This window comes from Pseudomonas sp. AG1028, from assembly GCF_007993955.1.
GTDB classification, from domain to species: domain Bacteria; phylum Pseudomonadota; class Gammaproteobacteria; order Pseudomonadales; family Pseudomonadaceae; genus Aquipseudomonas; species Aquipseudomonas straminea.
Genome location: NZ_VIVP01000004.1, coordinates 1 through 18,603, shown reverse-complemented (window position 1 = coordinate 18,603; position 18,603 = coordinate 1). Strand labels below are relative to the sequence as shown.

Annotated in this window: 22 protein-coding genes and 1 tRNA gene; 8 read left to right on the top strand and 15 right to left on the bottom strand. The window is 61.0% G+C overall.

Annotation, left to right across the window (positions count from 1 at the left end):
* Window positions 1-16: 16 nt before the first annotated feature.
* From FB481_RS07330 to FB481_RS07305, 6 genes are all read right to left on the bottom strand, one after another.
* Entirely contained in the window at window positions 17-1,033 is a 1,017-nt protein-coding gene (locus FB481_RS07330) for an ABC transporter substrate-binding protein (protein WP_147175705.1), read from the bottom strand.
* A gap of 136 nt (window positions 1,034-1,169) precedes the next feature.
* The gene (locus tag FB481_RS07325; RefSeq protein ID WP_093504615.1) at window positions 1,170-2,036 is read right to left on the bottom strand and encodes an ABC transporter permease; all 867 of its coding nucleotides are present in this window, start codon (window positions 2,034-2,036) and stop codon (window positions 1,170-1,172) included.
* A gap of 12 nt (window positions 2,037-2,048) precedes the next feature.
* Entirely contained in the window at window positions 2,049-2,912 is an 864-nt protein-coding gene (locus FB481_RS07320; protein WP_093504613.1) for an ABC transporter ATP-binding protein, read from the bottom strand.
* A 6-nt stretch (window positions 2,913-2,918) separates the two neighbouring features.
* Window positions 2,919-3,962 (bottom strand): ABC transporter substrate-binding protein, encoded by a 1,044-nt coding sequence (locus FB481_RS07315; RefSeq protein WP_147175703.1) that lies wholly within the window; start codon window positions 3,960-3,962, stop codon window positions 2,919-2,921.
* A 51-nt stretch (window positions 3,963-4,013) separates the two neighbouring features.
* Window positions 4,014-4,907: a TauD/TfdA family dioxygenase gene (locus tag FB481_RS07310; protein ID WP_093504609.1), complete on the bottom strand. Its 894-nt coding sequence runs from the start codon at window positions 4,905-4,907 to the stop codon at window positions 4,014-4,016.
* A gap of 400 nt (window positions 4,908-5,307) precedes the next feature.
* Window positions 5,308-6,087, bottom strand: a complete 780-nt coding sequence (locus FB481_RS07305) for a MetQ/NlpA family ABC transporter substrate-binding protein (protein ID WP_147175701.1) — start codon at window positions 6,085-6,087, stop codon at window positions 5,308-5,310.
* A 218-nt stretch (window positions 6,088-6,305) separates the two neighbouring features.
* Here FB481_RS07305 and FB481_RS07300 point away from each other — a divergent pair, with 218 nt between their 5' ends.
* The 4 genes from FB481_RS07300 (at window position 6,306) to tcyN (ending at window position 9,643) form a co-directional block, all read left to right on the top strand.
* Complete coding sequence (locus FB481_RS07300; RefSeq protein ID WP_075933665.1) at window positions 6,306-7,304, top strand: D-cysteine desulfhydrase; 999 nt, start codon at window positions 6,306-6,308, stop codon at window positions 7,302-7,304.
* A 103-nt stretch (window positions 7,305-7,407) separates the two neighbouring features.
* Window positions 7,408-8,205: a cystine ABC transporter substrate-binding protein gene (gene tcyJ, locus FB481_RS07295; protein ID WP_147175699.1), complete on the top strand. Its 798-nt coding sequence runs from the start codon at window positions 7,408-7,410 to the stop codon at window positions 8,203-8,205.
* Window positions 8,202-8,870: a cystine ABC transporter permease gene (gene tcyL, locus FB481_RS07290; protein WP_147175697.1), complete on the top strand. Its 669-nt coding sequence runs from the start codon at window positions 8,202-8,204 to the stop codon at window positions 8,868-8,870. Before tcyJ ends, tcyL begins: the two co-directional genes overlap by 4 nt.
* A gap of 11 nt (window positions 8,871-8,881) precedes the next feature.
* The gene (gene tcyN, locus FB481_RS07285; RefSeq protein WP_093505102.1) at window positions 8,882-9,643 is read left to right on the top strand and encodes an L-cystine ABC transporter ATP-binding protein TcyN; all 762 of its coding nucleotides are present in this window, start codon (window positions 8,882-8,884) and stop codon (window positions 9,641-9,643) included.
* Here the strand turns inward: tcyN and FB481_RS07280 are convergent, their stop codons facing one another.
* The 3 genes from FB481_RS07280 to gorA are packed head-to-tail and all read right to left on the bottom strand — an operon-like array spanning window position 9,644 to window position 13,070.
* A complete protein-coding gene (locus FB481_RS07280) occupies window positions 9,644-11,023 on the bottom strand; it encodes an FAD-binding protein (RefSeq protein WP_093504599.1) in 1,380 nt (459 codons plus the stop codon). It abuts the gene before it with no gap.
* A 60-nt stretch (window positions 11,024-11,083) separates the two neighbouring features.
* Complete coding sequence (locus tag FB481_RS07275) at window positions 11,084-11,707, bottom strand: trimeric intracellular cation channel family protein (RefSeq protein ID WP_147175695.1); 624 nt, start codon at window positions 11,705-11,707, stop codon at window positions 11,084-11,086.
* A 7-nt stretch (window positions 11,708-11,714) separates the two neighbouring features.
* Window positions 11,715-13,070: a glutathione-disulfide reductase gene (gene gorA, locus FB481_RS07270; RefSeq protein WP_147175693.1), complete on the bottom strand. Its 1,356-nt coding sequence runs from the start codon at window positions 13,068-13,070 to the stop codon at window positions 11,715-11,717.
* Window positions 13,071-13,187: 117 nt separating this feature from the next.
* Here gorA and FB481_RS07265 point away from each other — a divergent pair, with 117 nt between their 5' ends.
* A complete protein-coding gene (locus FB481_RS07265) occupies window positions 13,188-13,610 on the top strand; it encodes a VOC family protein (RefSeq protein ID WP_147175692.1) in 423 nt (140 codons plus the stop codon).
* A gap of 76 nt (window positions 13,611-13,686) precedes the next feature.
* On the opposite strand, the gene galU is transcribed toward FB481_RS07265, so the two are convergent.
* Complete coding sequence (gene galU, locus FB481_RS07260) at window positions 13,687-14,523, bottom strand: UTP--glucose-1-phosphate uridylyltransferase GalU (RefSeq protein WP_075930180.1); 837 nt, start codon at window positions 14,521-14,523, stop codon at window positions 13,687-13,689.
* A gap of 147 nt (window positions 14,524-14,670) precedes the next feature.
* On the opposite strand from galU, the gene FB481_RS07255 reads away from it, so the two are divergent.
* Window positions 14,671-14,922, top strand: coding sequence for a hypothetical protein (locus FB481_RS07255; protein WP_147175690.1), 252 nt, complete (start codon window positions 14,671-14,673; stop codon window positions 14,920-14,922).
* A gap of 247 nt (window positions 14,923-15,169) precedes the next feature.
* Complete coding sequence (locus tag FB481_RS07250) at window positions 15,170-15,958, top strand: outer membrane protein OmpK (RefSeq protein ID WP_147175688.1); 789 nt, start codon at window positions 15,170-15,172, stop codon at window positions 15,956-15,958.
* 31 nt (window positions 15,959-15,989) lie between these two features.
* Here FB481_RS07250 and FB481_RS07245 read toward each other — a convergent pair whose 3' ends face one another.
* From FB481_RS07245 to FB481_RS07225, 5 genes are all read right to left on the bottom strand, one after another.
* Window positions 15,990-16,559 (bottom strand): GNAT family N-acetyltransferase, encoded by a 570-nt coding sequence (locus tag FB481_RS07245; protein ID WP_147175686.1) that lies wholly within the window; start codon window positions 16,557-16,559, stop codon window positions 15,990-15,992.
* A 75-nt stretch (window positions 16,560-16,634) separates the two neighbouring features.
* Window positions 16,635-16,721, bottom strand: a tRNA-Leu gene (locus tag FB481_RS07240).
* Between the two features lie 143 nt (window positions 16,722-16,864).
* Window positions 16,865-17,200 (bottom strand): YqjD family protein, encoded by a 336-nt coding sequence (locus FB481_RS07235; protein ID WP_013791518.1) that lies wholly within the window; start codon window positions 17,198-17,200, stop codon window positions 16,865-16,867.
* 93 nt (window positions 17,201-17,293) lie between these two features.
* Window positions 17,294-17,545, bottom strand: a complete 252-nt coding sequence (locus FB481_RS07230) for a hypothetical protein (RefSeq protein WP_093504583.1) — start codon at window positions 17,543-17,545, stop codon at window positions 17,294-17,296.
* Window positions 17,546-17,625: 80 nt separating this feature from the next.
* Window positions 17,626-17,877 carry a DUF1652 domain-containing protein gene (locus tag FB481_RS07225; protein ID WP_093504581.1) on the bottom strand — a complete coding sequence of 84 codons (252 nt, stop codon included), beginning with the start codon at window positions 17,875-17,877 and terminating at the stop codon, window positions 17,626-17,628.
* Between the two features lie 577 nt (window positions 17,878-18,454).
* On the opposite strand from FB481_RS07225, the gene FB481_RS07220 reads away from it, so the two are divergent.
* The coding region (locus FB481_RS07220) for a transposase (RefSeq protein WP_147175684.1) at window positions 18,455-18,603 on the top strand (149 nt) is incomplete at its 3' end.

The window sequence follows — 18,603 nt, the reverse complement described above, 5'->3', positions numbered from 1 at the left end:
TCCAGTTCATCGCCGATCAGCTACCCGGGTTGGCGTAGGCTTCCTCGAAGAAGTAATCCTTCCAGGAGCTGGCCTTGTTCTTCAGCACACCCAGCTCATGCAGTTTTTCGGCATAGATGAAGGTGCGCTGTGGCGACACGGTGAAGTCGTTTTCCGGGTCCTCGATGATTTTCTTCACGAACTCCAGCGGCAACTTGGAGTTCTCTACGCGAATGTAGGTCTCGGCCGCAGCGGCCTTGTCGGCCTTGATGATCTGCGAGGCCTCGACCAGCGCATCGTAGAAGGCCTTGTAGGTCTTCGGATTGGCGTCGTGGAATTTCTCGGTGGCGTAGAGCACGTTGAAGGTGGCCTGGCCGCCGAGGATGTCGTAGCTGCTGATCAGCTTGTGCACCTTGGGATTTTCCAGCGCCTGGTACTGGAACGGCGGGCTGGAGAAATGCGCGGTGATTTCCGAGCCGCCCTTGGTCAGTGCCGCGGTGGCATCCGGGTGCGGCAGGCTGACGGAAATCTTGTCGAAACGCTGGAAGTCGGCATTGCCGTAACGCTTGGCGGTTTCGATCTGCAGGGTGCGCGACTGGAAGCCGACGCCGGCGGCCGGTACCGCGATCCGGTCTTTCTCACCGAGATCGTCGAGGGTCTTCACTTCATCGCGATTACTCAGCAGGTAATTGGGCAGCGAGCCCAGCGAGGCCACGGCCTTGACGTTCTGCCGGCCGTGGGTGCGGTCCCACACGGTGAGCATCGGCGGCACGCCAGCCGAAACCACGTCGATGGCACCGGCCAGCAGCGCCTCGTTCATCGCGGTGGCGCCGGAAATGGTGCGCCACTCGACGTCGATCTTGTCCAGGCCCTGGGCCTTGGCGTGCTTCTCGATCAGTTGCTGGTCCTTGACCACGTGCAGCACCAGATAACCGATGCCGAACTGCTGGGCGATGCTGATCTTGCTTTCGGCCTGGACGGCCAGTGGAATCGCCAGGGCGCCGAGCAAACCCAGTGCGGTGGCCAGGCGGCCAAGTTTGAACGTGTTGGTCATGGTCGTTTCTCGTTATGTGTGCCCGACAGAGTTGCCAAGCAGCATGCTGTTTTACGTAGCCCGGGTTGAGCGAAGCGATACCCGGGAACAGTTCTCCTGGGTATCGCTTCGCTCAACACCAGGCTACGGTTTCGTATCAGCGCTGCATCCCCCAGCGCTTGACGGTCACCCGCTCGATGCTGGCGAATATCAGGTTCTCCACCAGCAGGCCGATCAGGATCACCGCCACCAGCCCGGCGAACACCTTGTCGGTGTACAGCTCGTTACGGTTCTGGAAGATGTACCAGCCCAGGCCGCCCTTGCCGCTGGAGGCGCCGAACACCAGCTCGGCGGCGATCAGCGTGCGCCAGGCAAAGGCCCAGCCGATCTTCAGCCCCGAGAGGATCGATGGCAGCGCCGCCGGGATCAGGATGAACAGCACGAAGCGCAGGCCCTTGAGGCCGTAGTTGCGCCCAGCCATGCGCTGGGTCTCGGAAACGCCGAGAAAGCCGGCATAGGTATTCAGCGCCAGTGCCCAGAGCACCGAGTGCACCAGCACGAAGATCAGGCTGTTCTCGCCCAGCCCGAACCACAGCAGCGACAGTGGCAGCAGCGCGATGGCCGGCAGCGGGTTGAACATCGAGGTCAGCGTCGACAGCAGGTCGCGGCCGAGCTGGGTCGAGACCGCAAGGCTGGTCAGCAGAAAGGCCAGAACGATGCCGATCAGGTACCCCTTGACCAACACAGACAGCGAGATCGCCACCTTTTCCAACAACTCACCGCTGCTGATGCCCTCTACGAATGCCTTGGCCGTCTGCAGGAAACTGGGCAGCAGCAGGTCGTTGGCCTGGTAGCGGGCCGCCGCCTCCCAGATCAGCGCCAGCGCCAGCAAGATCAGCGATTTGCGCAGCCAGCCCTGTTGCCACAGGCGCTGGCCGAGCGACAGATCGCGCTCCAGTTTGATGCCAGGCAGCGGCTGCAGGGGTATTTCGTATTCCTCACGCCGTGCGGGGGAAAGACTCATGATCGATGCTCCTCAGTAGGCGATGCGGATGTCCTGAAAACCCAGTTCGGCGGCCGAACCGCCGTCGACGTCTTCGTCGAACAGCAGGCGGTGAATCCGCTGCGCGGTGTGCTGGAAACCCACACCACCGAGGCTGTGCAGGTCGAACTGGTGGCTGTTGATTTCCGCCCGCACGCGGCCGGGGTGTGGCGACAGCAGCAGGATGCGATTGCCGACGATCAGCGCCTCTTCGATGGAGTGAGTGACGAACAGCAGGGTGAAGCGCACCTCCTCCCAAAGCTCCAGCAGCTCTTCCTGCATCTTGCGGCGGGTCAGCGCGTCGAGGGCGGCGAACGGCTCGTCCATCAGCAGGATCTTCGGCTGCATGGCCAGCGCACGGGCAATCGCCACCCTCGCCTTCATGCCGCCGGACAGGGTGTGCGGGTAGGCATCGGCGAAGGCAGCCAGGCCGACCTTCTCCAGGTAATGCAGGGCGCGCTCCTCGGCCTCTTTACGGCCCAGCGTGCGCGAGGCCAGCAGCGGGAACATGACGTTCTGCTTGACCGTCTTCCACGGCGGCAACTGGTCGAACTCCTGGAACACCACGATGCGATCCGGCCCCGGCTCATGCACCTCGGCGCCGTCGAGGCGGATGCTGCCGGCGACCGGTTCGATGAAACCGGCCACCGCCTTGAGCAAGGTGGATTTACCGCAACCCGAAGGGCCGAGCAGCACGAAGCGATCGGCACGGTCCACGGCAAAGCTGACTTCGTGGGTGGCGCGCACCACGCGCTGCGGGGTGCGGTATTCGAGGCTGACCTTGTCCACCTGGAGAACGGTGTCGAAGGCGCCAGGATTCAGCGTGCTGGCCGTGTGGCCTTGCAGAGGGGCATTCATGGGTTATCAGCTTCCCTGACCGATGGCGGCGTCTTCGAAGAAGTAGTCCTGCCAGCTGGCCGGTTTGTGTTTGATGGCGCCGACGCGGTGCAGGAAATCGGCCAGCGGGTAGGTGTTGGTGGGGGTGACGGTGAACTGGAACTGCTCGTTGTCGATGATCTTCAGCAGTTCTTCGCGACTGATCTTGGCGCCGGTGACGCGAATGTAGGTATCCGCCGCGGCGCCTTTGTCCTTCTGGGCGAAATCCGCCGCTTCGGCCAGGGCGCCGACGAAGGCCTTGTAGGTCTTGGGATTGTCGCGACGGAATTTCTCGGTGGCGTACAGCACCGTCGGCGAGTTCGGGCCGAGCAGCTCGTAGGTGTCGAGCACCACGTGCACGTCAGGGTTTTCCAGGGCCTGATTCTGGAACGGCGGGTTCGAGAAATGACCGGTCAGCTCGGTGCCGCCGGCTTTCAGGGACGCCGTGGCATCCGGGTGCGGCAACGCCACCGTGTACTTGTCGAGGCGGTCGAATGCCTTGTCGCCCCACTGTTTGGCCGCGGCGTATTGCAGGAAGCGCGACTGCACCGACACGCCCACGGCAGGCACGGCGATACGATCCTTCTCGGTGAAATCGGCGATGGTCTTGACCTTGGGATTGTTGCTCAGCAGGTAGTACGGGAAGTTGCCCAGCGAAGCGACACCCTTGACGTTCTGCCTGCCCTGGGTGCGATCCCACACGGTCAGCAGTGGGCCAATGCCGGCACCGGCAATGTCGATGGCGCCGGACAGCAGCGCATCGTTGACCGCCGAACCACCGGAAAGCTGCTGCCAGTCGACCTTGATATCCAGGCCCTCGGCCTTGCCGTGCTTCTCGATCAGCTGTTGGTCGCGCACCACATTGAGCTGCAAATAGACGATGCCGAACTGCTCGGCGATGCGAATCTGCCCCTCGGCGTGAGCGGACTGAGGCGCCGCCAGGCTGCCAATGAGAATGCTCGCGCTCAGGGCGATGCCAGCGGCGAGGCGGCCAAAACGGGGAACGAAGGGAAAGCGCGTACCTGCCGACATGTCGAGGCTCCAGTCAAAGTTGCAGAAATGGGGTTGCTGCGGGATAGGCCGTTAGAACGGTACGTCGCCCTGGATGGTGGTTCTGTGCATACGCCGCCGCAGATGACTCGGGCAGCCCGTGGCCAGGTGGATCAGTGCGCGGTTGTCCCAGAACACCATGTCGCCGTCCTGCCACTGGTGGCGGTAGATGAATTCCGGTTTGGCGCTGTGGGCATATAGCTCGGCGAGGATCTGCCGGCTTTCGTCCTCGGGCACATCGAGAATGTGGGTGGTGAAGTTCTCGTTGACGAACAGGCCCCGGCGGCCGGTTTCCGGGTGGGTGCGCACCACCGGATGAACCACGGCCTTGACCTCGGCCAGCTGCGCTTCGGTAAGCGTCGGACGGCGAATGCCGGCGAACACCTCATCGGCGTAACGAGCGGTATAGGAATGGGCAGCGCGCTTGCCATCGATGGCCTGGCGCAGTTCGGCCGGTAGCGTATCGAAGGCCAGCTGCTGGCTGGCGAACAGGGTATCGCCGCCCTCTTCCGGCAGTTCCTGGGCGTAAAGCATGGAGCCCAGGCTGGGAAACTCCTTGTAGGAGAGATCCGAGTGCCAGAACTTGCCGGCATCGCCCAGGCCGATCGGCTGCCCGTTCTCCTTGATGTTGGAGATGATGAAGATTTCCGGGTGGTTGGCCAGCAAGAACTGCTTGAGCACGTGGATCTGCAATACGCCGAAGCGGCGGCTGAAATCGATCTGTTGCTGCGGCGTGATGCGTTGATCGCGGAACACCACGACGTTGTAGTCGAGGTGCGCTTGGTGAATGCGGGCGAAATCGGCGTCGTTCAGCGGGCGGCCGAGGTCGAGACCGACGATTTCGGCACCGACTGCAGCGGAAAACGGGCGTATTTCAAAATTCTGCGTTGGCTGGTGATTGGCAGAACTCAACGATACGGCGGGCATTTGCGCAACTCCACACGGTAAGGGCGCCAACGAGGCGCGTCTCAGAAGCAGGTGTCTGGCACCTGTATTCAGTCGTGCGGCGCGCCGGTTAGCCAGCGGGTACGCATGGGCGAACTATATCGATATAAAAAGATTAATTTAAATACCTTTTTAGCATTTGCTTATGGCGATCCGCATTCGCCTGAACAAAAGAAAACGCCGACAGGGTTCCGCCCTGTCGGCGTTTGGTACAGCAGCTGTGAGCTTAATAGCTCGCTCACGATCTTACGGCTCCACTTCAGCGCTTCGACTGCAACGCCGCGAGAGTGGCCGTGAGGCGCTCCCACGATGGGTCGGCGACCGGCCGCTCTTGCCTTGTCGCCGCCTTTTCATGTCGCCGAAAAAGATCGTGGACAGGTCCTTAGAACGCAGGCAACACGGCGCCCGAGTACTTCTTCTCGATGAAGGCTTTCACGTCCGGGCTGGTCAGCGCATCGGCGAGCTTATTGATGGTTTCGCTGTTCTGGTTATCCGGGCGGGCAACCAGGTAGTTGACGTACGGCGAATCCTTGTTCTCCAGTACCAGCGCATCCTTGTTCGGATTGAGCTTGGCTTCCAGCGCGTAGTTGGTGTTGATCAGCGCCAGGTCGACCTGGTCCAGCACACGCGGCAGCATGGCCGCTTCGAGCTGCTTGAACTTGAAGTTGTGCGGGTTGGTGGCCAGATCCTTCGGGCTGGCCTGGATGTTGGCCGGATCCTTCAGGGTCAGCAGGCCGGCATGTTGCAGTAGCTGCAGGGCGCGACCGCTGTTGCTCGCCTCGTTGGGGATGGCGATGGTGGCGCCGTCCGGCAGCTCGTCGAGGCTCTTGTACTTGCGCGAGTAGCCGCCGAACGGCTCGACATGCACGCCCTTGACGATCACCAGGTGAGTGCCACGGCTTTCGTTGAAGCTGTCCAGATAAGGCTTGGTCTGGAAGTAGTTGGCATCGAGTTGCTTCTGCTCGACCTGCAGGTTGGGCTGCACGTAATCGGTGAACACCTTGATCTCGAGGTCGACGCCCTGCTCCGCCAGCTTCGGCTTAATCAGCTCGAGGATTTCAGCGTGAGGAACCGGCGTCGCCGCCACAGTGAGTTTCTCCGCGGCGAATGCCTGGGTAGTCAGGACAGAGGCCAATGCAGCCAACAGAAGCGTTTTTTTCATGTTTATTCTCGGTAGTTGCCGGTGGATCGACAGCGGCATGGGATGATTGGCCGGGCCGGATAGGGTCGGCGCGCTGACAATACGGCCCTCAGTTATACGTGGAAAATACTTTTAATTCATTCTCATATTTCTTATCAGAATAAGCAGGGCCGGCGCACTTGTTGTGTTTCGGGCGGTCACTTCTAAAGTGAAGACACCCCCATTGCGGATTGACGAACATGATCAGCGAAGCCCTGAACCGTTTCGAGCGCCTGGAACTGGTTCCCCATGCCACCCCGCTGCAACACCTGCTGCGCCTGTCGCACCATGTGGGCCGCGATATCTATGTCAAACGCGATGACCTGACCCTGTTCGCCCTGGGCGGCAACAAGGCCCGCAAACTGGAATACCTGGGATCCGACGCGCTGGCCCAACAGGCCGATACGCTGATCACGGCGGGCGCCATCCAATCCAATCACGTGCGCCAGACCGCCGCGCTGGCCGCCAAGCTGGGCCTGGCCTGCGTGGCCCTGCTGGAAAACCCTATCGATACGCAGGAGCAGAACTACCTGCACAATGGCAACCGCCTGCTACTGGACCTGTTCGGCACACGCGTCGAGCACGTCGATAACCTCGAGGAGCCGGATCTGATGCTGATGGCCAAGGCCGACCGCCTGCGTGCCACCGGCAAGAACCCTTACGTGATTCCGATCGGCGGCTCGAATGCACTGGGTACCCTGGGCTACGTCAAGGCCGGGCTGGAGTTCGCCGAGCAGGTCGCCGCCAAGGGCCTCGACAGCGGCACCCTGGTGCTGGCCTCGGGAAGCGGAGCGACCCATGCGGGTTTGGCGCTGGCCCTGGCCCACGTGCTGCCCGAATGGCGCGTGCTTGGCATCACCGTATCGCGCCCTGCCGATCTGCAACGCCCCAAGGTAATGGGCCTGGTGCAACGCACCGCAGAGCTACTGGGCGTCAACGTGCCGCAAGCGCTGACCATCGAGCTGTGGGACGAGTACTACGGGCCGCGTTATGGCGAGCCGAACACCGGCACGCTTGATGCCATCCGTCTGCTGGCGAGCAGCCAGGGCCTGCTGCTCGACCCGGTCTATACCGGCAAGGCGTTCGCAGGCTTGCTCGACGGGGTGCAGAAAGGTGCGTTCGAGGAAGGCAAGCCGATCGTGTTCCTGCATACCGGCGGCGCGCCGGCGCTGTTCGCGTATCAGTCCTTGACTCTCTGAACGGCATATACAAATAATTTTTTATTATTTTCTCGACTACCCAGGCAACCGTAGAGTGCCGCGTCCCAACCGCACCTAAAAAACAAACCCTCGAGGCTCGATCATGATAATCGCCACCCTGCGTCGACATTTCCTTATTGGCAGCCTCGGTCTGGCGCTGTTCGCCGGCTTCGGTGGCCAGGCTTACGCGGCTGATGACCTACAGAAGATCAAGGACAGCGGCAGCATCAAGGTAGGCCTGGAAGGCACTTATCCGCCTTTCAACTTCCAGGACGAAAGCGGCAAGCTCGCCGGCTTCGAAGTGGACCTGGCCAATGCCCTGGCCAAGGAACTGGGCGTGACCGCCAGCTTCCAGCCCACCAAGTGGGATGGCATTCTTGCCTCCCTTGAATCTGGCCGCATCGATGTGGTGATCAACCAGGTCACCATCTCCGACGAGCGCAAGAAAAAGTACGATTTTTCCACGCCCTACACCGTCTCGGGCATCCAGGCCCTGACCCGCAAGAGCGAAGCGGACAGCGTGAAAACCGCCGCGGACCTGGGCGGCAAGAAAGTCGGTGTGGGATTGGGCACCAACTACGAGCAGTGGCTGAAGGAGAACGTGCCCCAGGCCGACATCCGTACCTACGACGATGATCCGACCAAGTTCCAGGACCTCAACGTGGGCCGCATCGACGTCGTACTGGTCGACCGCCTGGCCGCGTTCGAGATGGTTGCCAAGACCGGTGAGCGCATGGCCGTTGCCGGTGACGCGTTCTCCCGTCAGGAGTCGGGGATCGCGATGCGCAAAGGCAACCCGGAACTGCTCGCAGCCATCGACAAGGCCCTTGCCAAGCTGCGCAGCGACGGCACCCTGAAGCAGCTCTCCGAGAAGTGGTTCAAGGCTGACGTCACTCAATGATGCCGGACACCTTCCAGCTGGTGCTGGACTCCCTGCCCTTTCTTCTCAAGGGCGCGATTTGGACCATCGTTCTGAGCTTTGGCGGCATGTTCTTCGGCATGCTGCTGGGCTTCGGCCTTGCCCTCGTCAGGCTCTACGCCATAGCCCCACTGGGCTGGCTGGCCAGGGTCTACATTTCGTTCTTCCGCGGTACGCCACTGCTGGTACAGCTGTTCGTCATCTACTTCGGCCTGCCTGAACTGGGGCTGCAGCTCGAGCCCCTGACCGCAGCGCTGATCGGCTTCTCCCTGAACATGGCGGCCTATGTCGCCGAGATCATGCGGGCGGCCATCGCCTCCATCGACCGTGGTCAGTGGGAAGCAGCTGCCAGCATCGGCATGAGCAAGAGCCAGACGATGCTGCGCGCCATCCTGCCGCAAGCGATGCGTACGGCCCTGCCGCCGCTGGGCAACAGCTTCATCTCGCTGGTCAAGGACACCGCCCTGGCGGCCACCATTCAGGTGCCGGAGTTGTTCCGGCAGGCCCAGTTGATCACCGCGCGCACTTATGAGGTATTCGCCATGTACCTGGCGGCAACGGTGATCTACTGGATGCTCTCCAGCCTGCTCGCCCACCTGCAGAACCGCCTGGAAGCACGTGTCAACCGTCACGAGGCGGACAACTGATGGCTTCGAGCATGATCACCGTTCGCAACCTGAGCAAATCCTTCAAGGGCCAGAGCGTACTCAAGGGTATCGACCTGGATATCGCTCCCGGCGAGGTCGTCGCCATCATCGGCCCCAGCGGCTCGGGCAAGACCACCCTGCTGCGCTGCCTCAACCTGCTGGAAACGCCCGATGGCGGCAGCATCCGCGTCGGCGACATCGAAATCGATGCTGGCAAGCCGATCGGCCAGCAACAGGGGCTGATCCGCAAGCTGCGCCAACACGTGGGTTTCGTGTTCCAGAACTTCAACCTGTTTCCTCACCGCAGCGCCCTGGAGAACGTAATCGAAGGCCCGGTGGTGGTCAGGAAGCAGCCGCGCGACAAGGCCGCCGGCCTTGGTCGGCAACTGCTGGCCAAGGTCGGCCTGGCCGGCAAGGAAGACGCCTACCCCAAGCGCCTGTCCGGCGGCCAGCAACAGCGCGTGGCCATCGCCCGGGCGTTGGCGATGGAGCCGGACGTGATCCTGTTCGACGAACCCACCTCGGCGCTGGACCCGGAGCTGGTCGGCGAAGTACTGGCGACCATCCGCGCACTGGCCGAAGAGAATCGCACCCTGGTGATCGTCACCCACGAGATGAGCTTCGCCCGTGACGTGGCCAACCGAGCCATCTTTATCGACGGCGGCGTGATCGTCGAACAGGGCGACGCCCGCGAACTGTTCAGCGCACCCAAGCAGGCTCGCACCCAGCAGTTTCTCAGCAAGTTTCTCGGTAACGAGCCCGCACGTCGCTGATCAAGGTCGGTAGTAGGCATCCCATAAACGGTTGCGAAACCGGTAGGTAGGATCCAACTCGCGCTTGAGTGCAAAGTACTGGGGCGCTTTGGGATAAGCCTGGAGAAATTGTTCGCGACTAGCATGGATCTGATAAGGCAAGTAATGCCGCCCTCCACAGCGTAAGGCGGCGGCAATCAACTCCTGCGTCCAGGCCGCTGCTCTCTGCCGATCTGTGTCAGATGTGCCTTGCCGGTAATAGAGTACCAACGCGAAAACTTCCTCGGGCGCCCAACTCAGCAAGGTATCCGTATCGGCCTTGGCGTGGCGAATGGAGACGTTGATTAGCGTCGCCTGATGCTTATGAGTCAGACGCGCCAACTCGCCGATAAAGCGTTCCAGCTGTGCTGGCGGCACGAAATACTCCTGCAGCACATAGCTGAAATTCGTCCCGGATATCGGCTCCAGCTCGCTGACGTCAAGACTGGCCTCGTGGTTGCGCCATTGCACCTTAGGGCTGCGAAACAGCAACGGATCGAGCGCCGCCTCGCGCAGTTTGATGCCCGATGGCGAGCTGCTCAGGCGAATCCCCGCGCGCTGCAGATGGCTGCCCTGCTGTCGTGGGCTAAGTCGGTCTGGTTCGGTCAGCGCAGCTTCTGTACGCCGATAGGAAACCGCGCGTACTGTGGAAAAATCATCGGGATAGAGAATGCCGTTGTGCATCACCAGATCGGGCTGGGAAGCTATCTCGCGGTAGAACCACGGCTGATAGTCCTGCAGCGCCATGACCTGACTTTCCCGGGCAATTCGGGTGTTCTCGACCAGACCCAGCGTGGCCTCGACTATGACCCCCAGACCGCCGTAGCCACCGATCACGCCATGAAACAGCGCAGCATTCTTGCTCGGGGTGGCATCCACAACGTGGCCGTCGGCAAGGACCACACGGATGGCCTTTACCGAACCCGCGATGGCCCCCTCACCCACATAGCGGCCGTGCACGTTGACCGATAACGAGCCGCCCACCGTGAAGTTGGCGTAGGACTGCATGACTTGCGGCGACAGGTCGTATTGGTCGATGTATTCGAGTATCGCGCGCCAGGTGATCCCGCTCTGTACTCGAATCTCGCGGCGCTCGGCAGAGAACGCCAGCACCTGGTCGAGACCGCGCATGTCCAGCTGCAGCGCGCCGTCTGCAGCGGTCTGTCCTCCCATGCTGTAACGCCCGCCGCCAATGCTGACGGGGCCCACGTGACTGCGCAGCGCATCAATGACATCCTGCTCGCTACGCGGCACGACCACTCGTGCCACCGCCACAGGGTTGAGACCGCTCACGTCATTGACCACCTCCTGAGCGGTGATGTTGGAGCAGATCAGACAAAGACACAGGAGCAAGCGGCGCATCGAACCATCCTTGGTGAGCAGTGTGGATTGCGAAAACGAGCAACGCTCAGGCGATAGGTTTCAGTCGCGGTCCAGCAAGTGGAATCGCGGCAGCGAAAACCGCCAGCGGATCGCGGCCAGGCGAATGCCCAGTACCACCAGCATGGCCACGCCGGTATCCAGCCAGTGCGGGGTTTGCAACATGCGCAGCAGCACGAAGGTCACCGCGCCGGCCAGGCAGGCGGTGGCGTAGATCTCCTTCTTGAAGATCAGCGGGATCTCGTTGCAGATCACGTCGCGCATCACACCGCCGGCGACGCCGGTCATGATGCCCATGATCACCGCCGTGCTGGAGGGCATCGCGTACTGCAGCGCGACCTCGGTGCCGATCACGGTGAACACGGCCAGCCCGAACGCGTCAGCGATCAGCAAGCCCTTTTCATGGATCGGCCGGGTCATGCGCACCCAGATCACCGTGCCCAGCGCCGCAAGGGTAGCCACCAGGATGTAGGTGTCGTTGCGAATCCAGCTGACCGGGTGGTTACCCAAAATCACGTCGCGCAGGGTGCCGCCGCCCAGGGCGGTAATGATGGCGATGACCAGCACGCCGAACAGGTCCATGGACTTGCGTCCAGCCATCAGCGCGCCGGTGATGGCGAACACCGCCACCCCGAACAGATCCGCGAAATAGAACAGCTGGTTCATCGACAAGTCAGTTCACCGGCGTACGCAAGGTCACGAACTCTTCGGCCGCGCTGGGGTGCACACCGATGGTTTCATCGAATACCTGCTTGGTCGCCCCAGCCCTGAGCGCGACCGCCAGGCCCTGGACGATTTCGCCGGCATCGGGCCCGACCATGTGGCAGCCCAGCACGCGATCGGTCTTGGCGTCGACCACCAGCTTCATCAGCGTGCGCTCGTCGCTCTCGGTCAGGGTCAGCTTCATCGGCCGGAAGCGGCTCTCGAAGATCTTCACCTCGTGCCCTGCTTCACGCGCCTGCTCCTCAGAAAGGCCCACGGTGCCGATGTTCGGCAGGCTGAACACCGCCGTTGGGATCATCCGGTAATCGACCTTGCGGTATTCCTCCGGTTTGAACAGGCGCCGTGCCACCGCCATGCCTTCGGCCAGCGCCACGGGGGTGAGCTGCACGCGACCGATCACGTCACCGATGGCCAGAATCGACGGTGCGCGGGTTTGGTACTCGTCATCGACCTCGATGTAACCCTTGTCGTCCAGGCTGACCGAGGTATTTTCCAGGCCCAGGTTGTCGAGCATTGGGCGGCGACCGGTGGCGTAGAAGATGCAGTCGGCTTCCAGCGTACGGCCATCCTTGAGCGTCGCCTTGAGGCTGCCGTCGGCCTGCTTGTCGATGCGTGCGATGTCGGTGTTGAACTGCACGTCCAGGCCGCGCTTGCCGAGCTCTTCATGTAGGTGGGTACGCAGGGATTTGTCGAAGCCACGCAGGAACAAATCGCCGCGGTACAAGAGCGAAGTCTGCGCGCCAAGACCGTTGAAGATCGAGGCGAACTCCACCGCGATGTAGCCACCGCCGACCACCAGGATGCGCCTGGGCAGCTCTTCCAGGAAAAACGCCTGGTTTGAGTTGATCGCATGCTCATGGCCCGGGATCTCGGGAACATGGGGCCAGCCGCCGGTTGCGATGAGGATACGCTCGGCGCTGTAAATCTTGCCGTCGACTTCCACCCGATGCTCGTCGAGCAGGCGCGCATGGCCCTCGACCAGGGTGACGCCACTGCCCACCAGCAGTTTGCGGTAGATGCCGTTTAGGCGTTCGATCTCGCGGTTCTTGTTGGCGATCAGCGTCGGCCAGCTGAAGCTGGCCTGGCCGGGCGTCCAGCCGAAACCTTCGGCGTGTTCGAACTCATCGGCGAATTGCGCCCCATAGACCAGCAGCTTTTTAGGCACGCAGCCAACGTTGACGCAGGTACCGCCCAGGTAACGGCTTTCCGCCACGGCCACCCGGGCGCCGTAGCCCGCCGCGAAGCGTGCCGCACGTACACCGCCGGAGCCGGCACCGATTACAAACAGATCGAAATCGTAGGTCATAGAAGCCTCCTGAACAGACGCAGAGCATACCGTAAACGCAGCGCCCTGCCCGCCTGGCACATGGGGCAAACTTGTCACCGCCACATTGGGTCTAGAGCCGAGAGGAGGAACCAGACCATGCGCCCGATTCTCACCCATCTTGCCCTGCACGTACCGGACCTGCAGGCCTGCATCAGCTTCTACGAAGATTTCTGCGGCATGCGGGTCATCCACCGCCGCCCTGGCAAGGGTTCGCAGATCGTGTGGATGGCCGAGCCGGGACGTGAGAGCGAATTCATCTTCGTCATCATGCCCGGTGGCGAGCCTCGCCGATTGGCGCCTGGCGATTACAGCCACTTCGGCTTTGCCCTGCAGAGCCGTGATGAGGTCGACGCGGTGGTCGCCAAGGCCGAAGCCGCCGGATGCCTGCTCTGGGCGCAACGCGACCAGCCTTACCCGGTGGGCTATTACTGCGGCGTCCGCGATCCGGCAGGCCATCAGGTCGAGTTCAGCTATGGCCAGCCGCTTGGCCCCGGTGCGACGCCAATCAACGCCAGCTGAACTGGCCCTGGTTAACTACCGCAGGCATAAAAAAACCGCCCGAAGGCGGTTTTTCCAAGCACGTGGCTGGCGAGGCTCAGCCTTTGCCGGTCTTGTAGAGATTCTCGAAGCAGAAGTTGGTCGCCTCGATGTAACCCTCGGCGCCACCGCAATCGAAGCGCTGGCCCTTGAATTTGTACGCCAGCACACAACCGTCCTGGGCCTGCTTCATCAGCGCATCGGTGATCTGGATCTCACCACCTTTGCCCGGCTCGGTCTTCTCGATCAACTCGAAGATGTCCGGGGTCAGGATGTAGCGGCCGATGATCGCCAGGTTGGACGGCGCATCTTCGGCCTTGGGCTTCTCGACCATGCTGTTCACGCGGAAGATGTCGTCGCGGATCATCTCGCCGGCAATCACGCCGTACTTGTGGATCTCGTCCATCGGCACCTCCTGCACCGCCACGATCGAGCAGCGGAACTGGTTGTACAGCTTGACCATCTGGGTCAGCACGCTGTCGCCTTCCAGGTTCAGGCACAGGTCATCGGCCAGGACAACGGCGAACGGCTCGTCACCGATCAACGGACGGCCGCTGAGAATGGCGTGGCCCAGGCCTTTCATTTCCACCTGGCGGGTGTAGGAAAAGGTGCAGTTGTCGATCAGGCGACGGATACCGACCAGGTACTTTTCCTTGTCGGTGTTGCGGATCTGCTCTTCCAGCTCGTAACTGATGTCGAAATGATCTTCCAGCGAACGCTTGCCACGACCGGTCACCATGGCGATTTCGGTAAGGCCGGCGGACAGCGCTTCCTCCACACCGTATTGGATCAACGGCTTGTTCACGATTGGCAGCATTTCCTTGGGCATGGCCTTGGTTGCCGGGAGAAAACGAGTGCCGTAGCCAGCGGCAGGAAACAAGCATTTTTTGATCATGGAAGTCCCTGAATGAGAGAGGGTTATCGACGCCGCAGCAGTCTAGCAGGACGCGCAAGGCTTACAACGGGAGCAATGCAAACAGCTCAAACGTTTGCGGCGGCGGGCAGTCACAACAGGTGAAACCCACCGCAACGCGAGGTTCGCATGTCCATCGACAATGACCTGAAGAAAGAAGTTCTCACTCGTCTGCTGCACGCGCATCCGGCAGGCCTGGGCAAAGAGGTACTGGACAATTTCCGCGGCGAGTACGCGGTCGTGGACGTGCTGAGGCACCTTCACAAAGGCGGCCTGATCCACGATGGCAACCTTTCCGAAACGGACGGCGAGCTGTCCATCCACTATCCCATCAAACTCAGCTCATCGGGTGTCGAGACGGCCAAGCAACTCGACGTCTGATCCGCCCCGAATACCATTCAACCTGCGCCGCTTCCCCTTCAAGGGGCAGCGGCGCAGCTGTTTCTGCGGCCAGACCGAGAGGCGCCGTATCGGATACCGGCAAATCCTGTAAACTCCCGCGCCGCGCGCAGCCGGGATGGCCATTGCAGAGCCCTCGCCTGCCTGCGCCAATGCCTCGGATAGCCAGGGCGGCTTTGCGCAGCGGCGCTGCGTAGCGACTATTCAACACTTGCCGGAACACCTCTCGATGAAACACACCGCAACCTCCCTGTTGCTGGCGGGCAGCCTGCTGGCGCCTGCTCAGGCCATGGCCGATCTCCTGCTGTGGCAGGACAACAGCCTGACCTACCTCAACGGCATCGACTTCAAGATCGATCCGCCACGCCAGCAGACGCTGACCTTCGAGCACGCCAGCGGCTGGAGCTTCGGTGACCTGTTCCTGTTCGTCGACGGCATCAAGTACAACACCGACGCCACCAACGGTGCCGGTGACGGCCACACCTTCTACGGTGAAATCAGCCCGCGCTTGTCATTCGGCAAACTCAGCGGTGCCGACCTGTCGTTCGGGCCAGTCAAGGATGTGCTGCTGTCCGCCACCTACGAATTCGGCGAGGACGATGTCGACGCCTACCTGCTGGGCCCGGCAGTGGATCTGGCCATACCCGGCTTCGACTACTTCCAGCTCAACACCTACCTGCGCCGCCCGGACGGCAAGCGCGACGGCCGCAACGTGTGGCAGATCACTCCGGTGTGGAGCTATACCATCCCGGTCGGCCGCTCCGACCTGGTGATCGACGGCTTCATCGACTGGGTGGTGGACAACGACGACAGCTACCACGCCAACCTGCACATCAACCCGCAGATCAAATATGACCTGGCCAAGGCCATGGGTTGGGGGCAGAAATTCTACGTAGGCGTCGAATACGACTACTGGAAAAATAAGTACGGCATCGACAACGACAGCCCGCTCGGTGATGACGTGCTCGGTGGCACCAACCAGAGCGCCATCAGCCTGCTGGTCAAGGCGCACTTCTGATGCGCCGAGCTGGCCGTCGCCGTTGCGGCGGTCAGCCTTCCAGCAATACCCGAGCGGCCTGATCGGTGGCCAGTAGGCTGTATTGATGAAGGCTCAAATAGCGACCGTCCTTATATTCGACATCGCGCAATGTGCCCTCAAAGCTGAAGCCCAGCTTCTCGGCCAGTCGCCAGCTCGCCACGTTCTCCGGCTCGATATCAAGGTGGATGCGGTGCACATTCATGACCACCAGAGCGTGGCGAAGAATGTGCGGCAAGGCCTGCTGCATAAGACCACGCTGCCAGTGATCCGGCAGCAGCCAATAACCCATCTCAATGCCCTGATGCTCATGACTCCAATCATTGAAGCCACAGGCGCCAATCAGCACATTCCGATTATTCGCCAGCCCCCACCAGATGCCCGCTTCGTCTGCCAACAACTGCTCGTACCACTGCATCTGCTCGCCAGCAGCGGCCAGGCTCGAATAGGAAACACCGTAATGGGCGATGACCTGCGGATGCGATAAACCCGCGTAAACCTGCTCGATATCACCCGGGAGAATGCGCCGCAATCTGTAGCCAGCAAACGAGAATTCGGGAAATGCGGTAGTCGAGCTATCCATGCTTCACTGCTTGCACCGCATAGTGCGTATGAGGAGATAAAGATGCGTGGGCTTCGCATGAGCCGACGCTTGAAATGGTGCCCCGAGCCGGAATCGAACCGGCAAGGCCTTGCGGCCGGCAGATTTTAAGTCTGCTGTGTTTACCAATTTCACCATCGGGGCGGCGAAATATGCGAGGGCAGGACTATATACGCCCCCACGCAGCGCCGCAACTTTAAAGCATGCAATAAAAAACCTCGTAAATCAGTGATCTACGAGGTTCTTACGGCAAGCTTGCCGATGCTTGATACGGTCTGTGCAAGCAGTTACTTGCTGCTGCGACCCACTAGCAGACCAATCAGCAGACCGAAACCGGAGGCAACGGCGACCGAGGTCCAAGGATTGCTTTCGATACGGTCCTGAGCATTGCCGATGGTTTCACGGCCCAGCTCTACAGCCTCACGCCCCTTGTCAGTGATGGTGCCTTTGGCCTCGTTCAGCAACGCGATCACTTTCTCACGAGCCTCATGAGCCTTGTCGCCGGAAAACGACTCGGCATCGCCCAGTGCTTTGCTGGCTTGGTCGAGAAGTTTCTTCAGTTCCTTGGCGCTTTCCTGTTGAAACTGATCCAGGCCGCTTTCAAGCGAAGTTTTACGTGCCATTGGCAAGTGCTCCATAACAGTGATTGACACTATCTAGGAGGCACAGCCAAACGGCAGAGTTCAGGCTTTTTACCCTTAATCCAGCTCACGCACTCAGGCATCGAGCGGAATAATACCGGTATGGGCCACATAGTCGCCTGCCATGCCGCGCACCCGTGCACGCAGATCAAAGGGCATGTCCGACCGGAAGGTGACTGCATGCCCGATCAACTGACCATTTTCGTCTACCCGCTCGCGTTCTTCCTGCATCCAGGTCTGCAGCTCGTCCTCCGTCAGGCCGAGCTCCTGAGCCAGCAGTGCATTGAAACGCTCGAGATCGTAGCCATCGAATTTTCCGCCGTCCATATCCTCGCCCTCCTCAGTTCGGTGTTGCTAACTGAGGCCGCCCAGATGAGTCGACAGTTCCACCAGTCTTGACCAATTGCTCAGGCCCGCTGCTCGGCGGTGCCGGAATTGAGCGTGCGCAGATCCTGTCGAAGCTGCATGACCAATTGCGAAATCTGCCGTGACGTGGACAGCTCGGCGCGGGAAATGCCGGTGACATTGAGGTAGACCTGGGCGGTGACCGGGTCCCTGATCTGAATGGTCACCGACTCATTGCCATCGATGTAGCAACTGCATGCCAACGGCAGAAAGGCACACTCGACTATGTGACGCTGCTCGAGAACGGACATCATCCTGAATACTCCTTCCTCACATTGATGACGAATGGAGTCTAGCTGGCTCACAAAAACCAGCATGAGACATGTTGTCCCGTCCATCGGTTGGCCATAGCTGAGCGTGAATTACCAGTAGCGAGCTGCTGTGAACCCACTGCGCCACCCTCTCACACCGTTCAGCGCCCATTCCGGGCTGCTGATAATCGACGATATGAACCATGGCACAGAAGGTCTCAGGCCCTGAACGCATACCCTAATTGGTGATGGAAACGATGGGAATGCCAAGTGACGTCAGACAAGGCTGTGTAGTCGCCTACTCAAGGTCGACTCCTCTGCCATGCTGACCAAGCGCGGGCTGACCGGGAACTGCCAACTCAATCTCAGCTGGCGCCTGCAAATTAACCACCAGCCGAACATCAGGCGACGCACTCACGCACGGAAATCCAACGCTGGACGAGGAACGCCACGTGGAAAGTGCACTAGGAGAAACTTTTTTACCGCCAGCGGCCCGATCGTACCTTGGGCACAACGCCCTAGGTTCTGTACGAAAAGTCGGTGCGGGTAGAATTGCCGCCATGATTGGCTGGAGGCCCGCATGGCAAAGCGCTACGAACTCCCCGATGCAGCCTGGGAGTTGATCAAGGATCTCGTTTCCCCGGAACAGAAGATGGGCCGGCCGCGCAGTGATGATCGTCTGTTGCTCAACGGAATCTTCTGGATTCTCTGCTCCGGTGCCGCCTGGCG